13 protein-coding genes are annotated in these 9,233 nt (G+C 39.7%); 3 read left to right on the forward strand and 10 right to left on the reverse strand.

Annotation, left to right across the window (positions count from 1 at the left end):
- Positions 1-6 precede the first annotated feature (6 nt).
- Together ICN35_RS11145 and ICN35_RS11150 are read right to left on the reverse strand one after the other, a co-directional pair.
- Complete coding sequence (locus tag ICN35_RS11145; RefSeq protein ID WP_216127641.1) at positions 7-561, reverse strand: demethoxyubiquinone hydroxylase family protein; 555 nt, start codon at positions 559-561, stop codon at positions 7-9.
- 55 nt (positions 562-616) lie between these two features.
- Positions 617-1,177 carry an Rrf2 family transcriptional regulator gene (locus tag ICN35_RS11150; protein ID WP_216127643.1) on the reverse strand — a complete coding sequence of 187 codons (561 nt, stop codon included), beginning with the start codon at positions 1,175-1,177 and terminating at the stop codon, positions 617-619.
- 229 nt (positions 1,178-1,406) lie between these two features.
- Here ICN35_RS11150 and ICN35_RS11155 point away from each other — a divergent pair, with 229 nt between their 5' ends.
- Together ICN35_RS11155 and ICN35_RS11160 are read left to right on the forward strand one after the other, a co-directional pair.
- Positions 1,407-1,568 carry a hypothetical protein gene (locus ICN35_RS11155; RefSeq protein ID WP_216127647.1) on the forward strand — a complete coding sequence of 54 codons (162 nt, stop codon included), beginning with the start codon at positions 1,407-1,409 and terminating at the stop codon, positions 1,566-1,568.
- Between the two features lie 201 nt (positions 1,569-1,769).
- A complete protein-coding gene (locus ICN35_RS11160) occupies positions 1,770-2,096 on the forward strand; it encodes a hypothetical protein (protein WP_216127650.1) in 327 nt (108 codons plus the stop codon).
- Positions 2,097-2,114: 18 nt separating this feature from the next.
- Here ICN35_RS11160 and ICN35_RS11165 read toward each other — a convergent pair whose 3' ends face one another.
- Positions 2,115-2,783, reverse strand: a complete 669-nt coding sequence (locus ICN35_RS11165; protein ID WP_216127653.1) for a glycosyltransferase family A protein — start codon at positions 2,781-2,783, stop codon at positions 2,115-2,117.
- A gap of 158 nt (positions 2,784-2,941) precedes the next feature.
- Here ICN35_RS11165 and ICN35_RS11170 point away from each other — a divergent pair, with 158 nt between their 5' ends.
- Positions 2,942-3,307: a cytochrome c5 family protein gene (locus ICN35_RS11170; RefSeq protein ID WP_216127655.1), complete on the forward strand. Its 366-nt coding sequence runs from the start codon at positions 2,942-2,944 to the stop codon at positions 3,305-3,307.
- A gap of 103 nt (positions 3,308-3,410) precedes the next feature.
- Here ICN35_RS11170 and ICN35_RS11175 read toward each other — a convergent pair whose 3' ends face one another.
- From ICN35_RS11175 to ICN35_RS11205, 7 genes are all read right to left on the reverse strand, one after another.
- Entirely contained in the window at positions 3,411-3,689 is a 279-nt protein-coding gene (locus ICN35_RS11175) for a type II toxin-antitoxin system RelE/ParE family toxin (RefSeq protein ID WP_216127657.1), read from the reverse strand.
- Entirely contained in the window at positions 3,689-3,898 is a 210-nt protein-coding gene (locus tag ICN35_RS11180; protein ID WP_216127659.1) for a ParD-like family protein, read from the reverse strand. The genes ICN35_RS11175 and ICN35_RS11180 overlap by 1 nt, the downstream gene beginning before the upstream one ends.
- 81 nt (positions 3,899-3,979) lie before the next feature.
- Positions 3,980-5,326 (reverse strand): hypothetical protein, encoded by a 1,347-nt coding sequence (locus ICN35_RS11185; RefSeq protein ID WP_216127660.1) that lies wholly within the window; start codon positions 5,324-5,326, stop codon positions 3,980-3,982.
- Between the two features lie 148 nt (positions 5,327-5,474).
- Positions 5,475-6,032: a super-infection exclusion protein B gene (locus tag ICN35_RS11190; protein WP_216127661.1), complete on the reverse strand. Its 558-nt coding sequence runs from the start codon at positions 6,030-6,032 to the stop codon at positions 5,475-5,477.
- A gap of 11 nt (positions 6,033-6,043) precedes the next feature.
- The gene (locus tag ICN35_RS11195; protein WP_216127663.1) at positions 6,044-6,886 is read right to left on the reverse strand and encodes a hypothetical protein; all 843 of its coding nucleotides are present in this window, start codon (positions 6,884-6,886) and stop codon (positions 6,044-6,046) included.
- Between the two features lie 823 nt (positions 6,887-7,709).
- On the reverse strand, positions 7,710-8,147 hold the full coding sequence (locus ICN35_RS11200) for a CBS domain-containing protein (protein WP_216127664.1): 438 nt from the start codon (positions 8,145-8,147) through the stop codon (positions 7,710-7,712).
- Between the two features lie 298 nt (positions 8,148-8,445).
- On the reverse strand, positions 8,446-9,219 hold the full coding sequence (locus ICN35_RS11205; RefSeq protein WP_216127666.1) for a cytochrome c1: 774 nt from the start codon (positions 9,217-9,219) through the stop codon (positions 8,446-8,448).
- Positions 9,220-9,233 lie beyond the last annotated feature (14 nt).

Here is a 9,233-nt window from a genome sequence, read left to right on the forward strand (position 1 = left end):
TATTCCTTAAAACTGCCTAGCCAGCAACACAGCTACTGCTGATCCGCTACTCACTAAAGCGCACCAGATTTTTAAAATGAATGGCATGGGAAAAAAGACCTTTGAGCTTGCTTCATTTTTATGATTGATTTCATCAGCTTGGCAACGTATCAGTAGCCTAAGTAATTCATCATATCCACCATTTTTTTGGAGGTAGTCAATCTGTTGCTGGTAATGCTGCTCTACAAAAGTCTCAACAGAGGCAATCGTTGCGTATACAGAATTTCTACCAAATAGGGCTGGTATCGCACCAGTCAACCATCCTGCCAAGCGCCAAGGCCTGAGCAATCGACTTCGATACTTTGGTTCTAATATCGACTCTATTAATTGCAAATGCTCTGCCTCAGTCACCCCATGATGCTTGGCGAAACTAATGAGCTCCTGATCTTTGCGTAATTTTGCAACTGCAATAATTCCTTTGTAGATATAGACGGCACCTGTTTCGCCTGCATGATCAGAGCGTAACTCACGTCCTATATGAACTGAATATTCGGGTTGACTACGTTCGATCACAGATCTCATCTCAGATGTACCCTTATGTGACTCAAGATTTCATCATAAAACTGTCTCATCTTTTTTAAAGGTAATTACTAAAATCAAATATGGAGTTGGGCCCTAGCTTTTCTGTTTTTTGTAATTCAGCTTTAGTAATCAGAACGCTTTGTGTATCCCATTTACCCTGTTTAGGGATCTCTTTCAATTGATACTTCTGCGAATCCCACGCCGGGATAGTCTCTATTTGAAAAGTCCTTGTTCTGGGATCTTTTGCTGACGATGCTACTGTAATTTTAGATAAGCAATCGCGCATGTATGACTCAAAAGACTCAATGATCTCTTTAGCAAAGTCTGTAATGACGACTTTTCTAGATCTAAATTGATTTACCGCTGAAAACACATCTTTGATTGTCATACTTTGCGGATCTTTAGCTAAGTAATATCCACCCCTACGTCCCTTAGCGGCTCGAATTAAATACGCAGACTTAAGCGCTGAGAGCAAAATTTCCATGCGACTTAACGAAAGATGCTGACGCTTAGCTATATCAATTGCTCTTACTGGAACACCAAAGCGTGAATAGGCGGTGATATCAATTAAGGTATTGATAGTTTGTCCGAGCGACCTATTGATGTACTTCAGCATAACAATTCCTCTTGTTTAGTAACACGACAAAAATGACTTAAAAAGAAGTCGCCTGTAGGCGACTTAAGGACCTTATTGAAGGGTCAAGAGACAAATTGATTGTGTACCTATTAGGGTTTTTACGTATAAGACTACTTATAAAGGGGTTTTTGCTGTCCTGCAGCATAGAGAAATTAAGCGCATACTGAATTCGTATAAACCCTAATACATTTTGTTAGAGGAGTCTTAAATGACACGATTATTAAGCCTCTTAAACCAGATTTTTGCTTATCACAGCATTAATCATGATTTAGAGCAGTTCATCATTAGCCAGAATCCCAGCAGCCATCAACAGTTAGAGCGACTGCTCTTCGGCTGCCAGCACCAATACGCTGTCATCAGGAGGATTTAAATCATGAAAAAAATGACGAAGTGTTTAAACAACATGGCAACAGCTTTAATCGAGGCACGCAAAGCCTACTTTAATTGCCATTTAAACCACCTTTTAGGCTCATGATCTTAAGTTAGCCCAGAGAAAGATGAATTTAACCGTCTTTCGCACAGTTATGGAAAAAATATCTACCACTTAGGTTGAATAAAAAGGAGAAATACTGTGCCCTTATACCGTGCCAGTTTATTGTTTAGTTTTTTATTGGTCATGAACAACGCTTCATCTACTCAGCCAATTTCTAAAGATTATCAAAAGATGTGTGTTCGCGAACAAGTGTCGGAACATCAAGGCATTAAAGGAAAAGTCCTTACCGAAGAGGACTTTGCAGCCTACTGCACTTGCCAAGCTGACTTCATTAATAAAAATGCGACCAATCGACAAGTTAATGAGTTGGTGATGGATCCCAAAGTTAAACCAGAATGGCTAAAGGTTATAGAGTTAAAAGCAATGAAGACCTGCATCACAATTGACCCAAAGATGGGTACGTAGGAAATTATATCTTCCTACCTACTCCTCAAGAGCGCAATTAAAGTCAGCCTGCTCTGGCTGTAAAGATTGATGAGGATATTTCAAAAAATTTTCTCGATGCTTTCTATAGAATAAAAGTCCTTCTTTGAGACTGCTTACTGTAGCACCTTGTTCAAGCATCTCATCCCATAAATTCCAATCCTCTTGGGGATGCATTCCATCTTCATATCTTTTTTTATAACCAATTTTTTGCCCAAAAGCAGTGCGGTACAACATGGATCCGTGATGCTGATATTGGCGATTCCAATAAAGGTCTCCTTGATAGGGCACAGTTTCACCAGGCACCCTATTTAAGATCTCTTCTTTTAATTCACCTGTAACGACAATATCGTAAGTGAGAATATCGGTGCTTGCATTGGATAACAAATCAATTGCATCTGATCGCAACCAATTATCAGCGCCTATGAAAAGTACATATTCTGTGTTGATCTGAGATAGGATGTCTTGAAAGTTATCTACAACACCTAAATTATCTTTCCTTAATATATATTCAATGTCTGGGTATATGCTTGGCAAATGATCGCAATCCAAGCCACCATCATCTACAAATAAAATCCTTGCAGGTGGAGTAGTTTGAGAAAGTAGCGACTCGATGCAATGCGCTGCAAGGTGTCCGTACCTATAGGAGGCAATAACGACAGTAATCATATTGAGTCGCATTAGAGCACATAACTGTGTCATTGATGACAATTGAGTCTTTGCCAGGCCAAAAGACAATAATCTAGAAATCAACTATCCTAAGATCTTTACTAATTTAGATAAATTTCTTATTAATTTCACATTAACCAACTTTATGAGTCTTAAAAATGAAATATTTTCTATTTCTCAGCTTATCTTTTTTTAGCCTACTGAGCCTAGCCAGCGGTGAAGATACCTATAAAGCTGTTTGCTCGAGCTGTCATGCCTCTGGTCTAAATAAGGCTCCTATGGTGGGCAATAAAAAGCAATGGGGTAAGTTAATTAAAGAGGGTCAAGCACACATTACTTCTGATGGTTATCACGGCGTAAGAGCGATGCCGGCAAAAGGCGGAAAACCAGACCTATCCGTTCCAGAATTCGCTTCTGCGGTTGTCTATATGGCAAATCAAGTGGGTGCCAATTGGAGCGAGCCTGATGAAGCAATGCTGAAAGAGATCAATAAGCGGATTGCTAAAAAGTCCTCAAAATCATGAGTTTTGTTTTACGCTTTTACAAGCCCTAGCGACTACAAACAGTGGCTACTGACTCAAGGGGATATTGATCCCTATTTACGGAAGACTTTGGGGGGCTGAGGAGTTATTCACCTTGACGCTTTAAATCTCGATAGAAATTTTCATGCGGGCCAAATGTTAGTAGCTTGATACTTTCTTGATCCACAATTCGATAGGCTAGTAAATATTGCTGCTGTGATAGTCTAAATTTATAGACATATACACCCAACAAATCTCCTACCTTGGCTTCACCAATAGTGGGATTTTGACAGAGCAACTTTAACGCAGAATCTAACTCTCGTTTTTGAGGGGCATGCAGTTTTTTAGTGGCCTTTACAAAAGTGGCCGTAACTAGTAAACGCATTAGTTAAAAACGTATTCGCCGATGACTGGTTCTTGATCGGCGATTAAGATTTCCCGAATCAACGAAAACGGTAAGTCTGGATTTTCTTGGGCAATTTTGCCAATCTGAGACCAATACTCAATTTGCTTGGGCACAGAGCGATGCTCCACGCTTCCAAACACTCTGGCTTGCTCTACGAGGTTTTCTGATAATTTCACGTTAATAGACATGATGATTCTCCATTAGATAGTTCCATTATAGCGCCATAAGTTCCTTTTGGGAACCTTTATAAAAAGTCCACTTTAACCATCCTAAGCAGCCAATTGCTGTTTTTGAGTCTGCTTCTTGCTTGGATAGTTATCCGCCGCCTTACTGTCTGCTTCTATAAGCTTTCTAGTATTAGCTCCGCGTAATTGCTCAATAGCTTGTATTACTTGCAAGTGACTATAGTGCCGCTCAATCATCAAGACGCTAGTACCCATTTGTTTAGCTAGCGTATGAATAGGCACCATATCGTGAGTAAGCGCTAACGTGGCATAGGTATGGCGCAGGCTATAGAACACCCGTTTTTGATTGGTCTTGGGATCTATGAGTAATCCATGGTCTGCTAAGAAGCCATCAAACATATTATTTAAGACATCACTTAAATCCCTACCTTCTTTGGTTCTGAAGATGTAGTCATCATTGGTGGGTTTAATCAACTTTGCCAAAGGATCTTTAATAGAACTAGCTACTCCATAGTTACGCAAGGCAATACGCTCTAAAACTCTAATACTGGGTAAGCGTCCAATAATCTGTCTTTGCCCTGTTTTACCCTTAACTGTCATCTCACAACTTCGGTTCAGGCTATGTACCTCAATGACTTCACCATCTTCATCTAATTGATCAGTCACAGTACTAATAGGGTTCATCATGAAACGGATTTGCTTCCATTTCATATCAAGTAACTCAATGCCTGGCCTTGCTCCTGTATCTACCAGCATCTCTACATAGTCACGCAGAATTTCTCTGCGCTCACGTACGTCCCGTGTTCTTCCTGATTCTATGTATGGGCCTAGTAGTTTTAATAAAGCTCTCAGCTCATGCAATTCAAATGCTGGGCGACGCACACTCTCTTTAGTCTTGCCATCTAACTTGGGGCGATTACTCTCCGTTAAGTAACCCCGAACAATAGCTTCATCAAACACTCTATTAAAAGCGGCATTTTGAGTCTTACGATTACTATTCGATATTGCCAAGCCATACCTAGCCTCACGATCATCGTAGTACTGCTGCAGGGCATCGTAGTCAATATTGGTAATAAGCCTTTGCCCAAGACTGGGGATGAAATGTTCATTAATAATGCGGATGTAGTCTTTGTAGATTGATTTACCTAAGCCGCCTTTTAAGTCTCGCTCCATACGATCAATCGCTAGCATAGCGATATCTTTAAAACGTTTGGTAACCACTGGAATGCCAGAGCGCTTACGTATTTCTGCCTCTACCAATAGCTCTTTAGCTTTATTGACTGCCAAGTCAAGCTGGGTCTCTTTAGTAGTTGCTCGTATCCACTTGTTATCTACCTTATAGCGACATTGCCATACGGCACTATGCTCGCGTTGATAGAGGGTTAGGTTACGGTGTATGAGTTGATGTGTACTTTCTTTTTTAATTGCCATACACATACTTTAGCTTCTGACACCAGGCTAGAGCAACCTGATTGGAGAAAAAAAAGGGGTCAATTTAGCCAAAAGAACTTGTGGCTAAGTGTGGGGATTATTGGAGATTACTGGAAGGTTGAGCGTTACTTAAAGTAACGCTTGGGAGCTAAATTCTAGTCCAAGGGGATAAAACTTTATGTGTTTGATATGTATTAGTGGTTCCCTCTAAAAATTGGGGATTTTTGTGAATTTGTTCCCACGCGTAATCTGTAATATTAAATGCGAAACCATCAACCATGTTGCCAATAGTGGCTGATCTGTAAATTATTCTAGCTGCAACAAGACCTTGTACTACGCCATCATCAACTCTTAATGAGTTGGCTCGTGTATTTTTTGCAAAATAATATCGAAGAATCTGCTTTTCATCTTCTGTCAATGCTGCCAATCTTTTATCAATAGCCTTTCGAAATTCTCGCTTTTGATAATTCTCAATAATCAGATTCTTTATAGCTAAAAAAATATAGGCAAAGGAAAAGGCACCACTAAAAACAATTGCAAATCCTAGGTAACTTTTGAATGCTATAGAAATCTCGTATAACCCCAGCTCTTCTAGGATGCGTGAATCAGCCCAAAGCATAAATCCAGCTATCAGACCTATCCCAACAATGTACCGTGGAGCCAATTTAATAAAACTGACTGCCCCGGAAATGAAAGTTTCGATCATTTATAGCCTTTTTAAATTTGTTGAGCAACTATAACTTTCATATGATGCTTGTTTAATTCTAGAGATAGAGACTGCGCCTCCTCTGAGGACTCTACAAGCAATCTAGTAATAACGCCTTGCTCTATGGCCTGACGGAAATCAAATGTAAACATCAAGCCCTTAGGAAACTCCATGATTGAACCATCCTTCATTCCAAAGTGCCCAATTCCAATGGTTGATAAATAAATTCTTAATTCTTTCTCATCGCTATATTTTTGGTCCTTGAGATAAACATAGGTTATTGGATTTGGAAGCACTTCTAACGCCTCCCGATGTTGATACCAATCAACATATTTGACAATGCCGTAGTTAATTGAAAATATTTGTTTGCAAATCACGTCACCAACCATTAATGCAGCAGAATTTGATTGCAACGTTGTATTTAGATAGCTCCTAAGTTTAAAAAAATCAAATTCAATGCCAACTTTTCCTTTGACTCCTTGAGCACCATAATTTTTCCATAAATTTGGAGAATTCTCCAAGCTAAAACAACATGCATAAGCTCTTGATCTAAATTGGTTGTAATAATGAGCAACTGTAAATTCTGGGTTTTTCTCAAAATTAACCTGCGAATTAATTGGCTTATCTTGATGTGTTTGCTCGCCATCATGTAAATCGGCTTTTTCAAAATCAGAATACGCATCCAAACGATTGAAGTGCAGATACATCTCACTTATTGAGCGCAAAAGGTTATCGATTGACGTTACCTTATATACAAGCTGACCTAAAGGTGGCATTTGCAATATAGGAGCATGCGGCTCAATTGATCCATCAATTGATGTTGCTTGCTTTATAGATAACCCAGATTCACTCATAAATTTGATAGTCTCACATTATTGACACAAAAAAATACCAACCCGAAGGTTGGTATTTTAATTTCTGGTGGGCCCACCAGGACTTGAACCTGGGACCAAAGGATTCCGGTTTGTGTTGCTTTCACAACTCCCTGGACTATGCCTTCATCATATCGATTGCTCAACTTAGATGGGTGCCGTCTAGTCTCTACACGTTCAAAGTATTTCTACTAAGCTTGGCTCGGCGTTAGCTTGTGCAGCTTTTGGCTACATTTAGCTTTCTCCGAATTTGACACCATCCCTTATGCAGTTTCCACGCATAAGGCACAACTTTCGCTATGAGTCCTCTGCTCTAACCAACTGAGCTATGGGACCTAAATCGTTACATTTACTACACACCTTACTGCTGGTGTTTTTTACTGCAAAACCACACTAAAACCGCATTTACTACACACCTCGGTTTTTGCTCCGGTGTGTAAGCGGTGTGTAAGCAATTTTAACTACCTAATCGACCACTAAGCTCATGAAATCATTGAGGTCTTTGTTACAAGACCCCTAGGGCTTCTTTCTTATGAGAGTAGAAGCCCATAATAGAGCCATATAAACAGGGGCTCTACGGGTGGTCAGCGTCGGTGTGTAAGCAAATGTGTAAGCAAATTCAGGGATTTAAAAGAAGTGCTAGCTCGCTCTTTGGTTTTGAAAACCTCAGGAATTTTGGAGCACCCATCTAACACTTCGTTGCTCCAAAGTGTTTTTATGAATTTAAGCGTTACTTTAAGCAACGCTCGATTTCTGGTGACCCGTGACGAATCGAGCAGACCTGAGGATTTCTATCGCTCTATAACTATGCGCCATGGCCTTTAATATAAGTCTCTAAAAACTTAATCTGGTCACCTTGGTTATCAATAATGTTTTTAACCAAATCTCCAATAGAAATGACACCAATTACTTTTTTTGCCTCCACAACAGGTAGATGTCTTATATGTTTATGAACCATTATCGCCATACATTCTTCTAATGAATTTGAAGGAGTCATAGTCAACGGGTTTGCCGTCATTATTTTTGATACAGGAACTTGTTTTGGATTGTTATATGGAAGCAATACTTTGATAGCGCAATCTCCTTGTGAAACGATCCCAACTAAATTGCCATTATCGATAACCAAGATAGCCCTTACTCGATGATCACGCATCAATATCAAGACATTTTCTACAGGGTCAGTAGAGCTTACAAAAAAGAGAGTCTTAGGTTTTTGTTCAATAACTTGTTTTACTGTTGTCATAAATTTCAGTCTATAAACTTAAAAATTAAATAAGGTCTTTGATGTTTAATTATTTCATTTGAGTAAGTAGTACCATATTTTAGGTCTTATCCCAACTTATACAAGATCATGTTATTCGTTAAATAAAAAACCACCCGAAGGTGGTTTTAGTGCTTCTTGCAGCAGACGCAGGTCTAAAATAACTCTACTATGACATTCAAACTTTAGCCCTAACTAATACAGAATATAGCTAGGATTAACCCTAAAATATAACGCTTGTATTAGTCCCAAAGAAATTAGCAGGCTACAGATGGGTCTACTACTTAATATCTTTCCAATAGGCTTTATTCAGGCGCCAAGCCAGCAAAGTAAAGATTGCTAGGAATATAAGTACGAAAATTCCGAGGCGTTTACGCTCCAACTGGACTGGCTCAGCCATCCAAGAGAGGAACGACACTAAGTCACCCATATTGCTATCAAATTCCTCATTAGTCATTGAACCAGGGCTTATTTGATCAAACCTTACAAATACCTTTTCTACTTTTTCGGAGTCATGTGGATCTTTACGCTCCTCAAATTTAGCAGCTCTAATGCCCTGCATGGACGCAAGCACATGCGGCATGCCTACGTTTGGATAAACTAGATTATTCCAACCGGTAGGACGGCTATCATCCTTATAGAAGGTACGGAAGTAGGTATAAAGCCAGTCTGCACCTCGAGCTCTAGCCTCAACAGACATATCGGGAGGAACTTTACCGTAAGCAACTTTTGCGTCTTTTGGATTTAAAGCGCTGACCATGAGATCACCCACTTTGGTATCGCCTGAGATATAGCCCTCTTTAATTTGCTCATCAGTCAAGCCAATATCGCGTAAGCGGTTGTAGCGCATACTTGCTGCAGAATGACAACCAACGCAGTTAGCAGTAAATATCTTTGCACCGTTTTGCAAAGACGCATTATTGCTAACGCGGTTAGGGGCGGTATCCAATGGGAAACCGCCTTCATTTGCATTGGCGTTAAGACTAAAGCCAAGGGCGGTAACCAATACTGTTACTTGGCAGATGCCCATCAAAGTTTGCAGAATTCGTTTCATACTAGTTCCTAATT

Source organism: Polynucleobacter sp. es-GGE-1, assembly GCF_018882005.1.
Taxonomy (GTDB): domain Bacteria; phylum Pseudomonadota; class Gammaproteobacteria; order Burkholderiales; family Burkholderiaceae; genus Polynucleobacter.

What these genes read in the sequence shown, in the direction of transcription:
- ICN35_RS11190 (WP_216127661.1), bottom strand. Translation starts at nt 6,032, where the DNA reads ATGATCGAAACTTTCATTTCCGGGGCAGTCAGTTTTATTAAATTGGCT.
- ICN35_RS11170 (WP_216127655.1), top strand. Translation starts at nt 2,942, where the DNA reads ATGAAATATTTTCTATTTCTCAGCTTATCTTTTTTTAGCCTACTGAGC.
- ICN35_RS11185 (WP_216127660.1), bottom strand. Translation starts at nt 5,326, where the DNA reads ATGGCAATTAAAAAAGAAAGTACACATCAACTCATACACCGTAACCTA.
- ICN35_RS11200 (WP_216127664.1), bottom strand. Translation starts at nt 8,147, where the DNA reads ATGACAACAGTAAAACAAGTTATTGAACAAAAACCTAAGACTCTCTTT.
- ICN35_RS11175 (WP_216127657.1), bottom strand. Translation starts at nt 3,689, where the DNA reads ATGCGTTTACTAGTTACGGCCACTTTTGTAAAGGCCACTAAAAAACTG.
- ICN35_RS11155 (WP_216127647.1), top strand. Translation starts at nt 1,407, where the DNA reads ATGACACGATTATTAAGCCTCTTAAACCAGATTTTTGCTTATCACAGC.
- ICN35_RS11180 (WP_216127659.1), bottom strand. Translation starts at nt 3,898, where the DNA reads ATGTCTATTAACGTGAAATTATCAGAAAACCTCGTAGAGCAAGCCAGA.
- ICN35_RS11195 (WP_216127663.1), bottom strand. Translation starts at nt 6,886, where the DNA reads ATGAGTGAATCTGGGTTATCTATAAAGCAAGCAACATCAATTGATGGA.
- ICN35_RS11165 (WP_216127653.1), bottom strand. Translation starts at nt 2,783, where the DNA reads ATGATTACTGTCGTTATTGCCTCCTATAGGTACGGACACCTTGCAGCG.
- ICN35_RS11145 (WP_216127641.1), bottom strand. Translation starts at nt 561, where the DNA reads ATGAGATCTGTGATCGAACGTAGTCAACCCGAATATTCAGTTCATATA.
- ICN35_RS11205 (WP_216127666.1), bottom strand. Translation starts at nt 9,219, where the DNA reads ATGAAACGAATTCTGCAAACTTTGATGGGCATCTGCCAAGTAACAGTA.
- ICN35_RS11150 (WP_216127643.1), bottom strand. Translation starts at nt 1,177, where the DNA reads ATGCTGAAGTACATCAATAGGTCGCTCGGACAAACTATCAATACCTTA.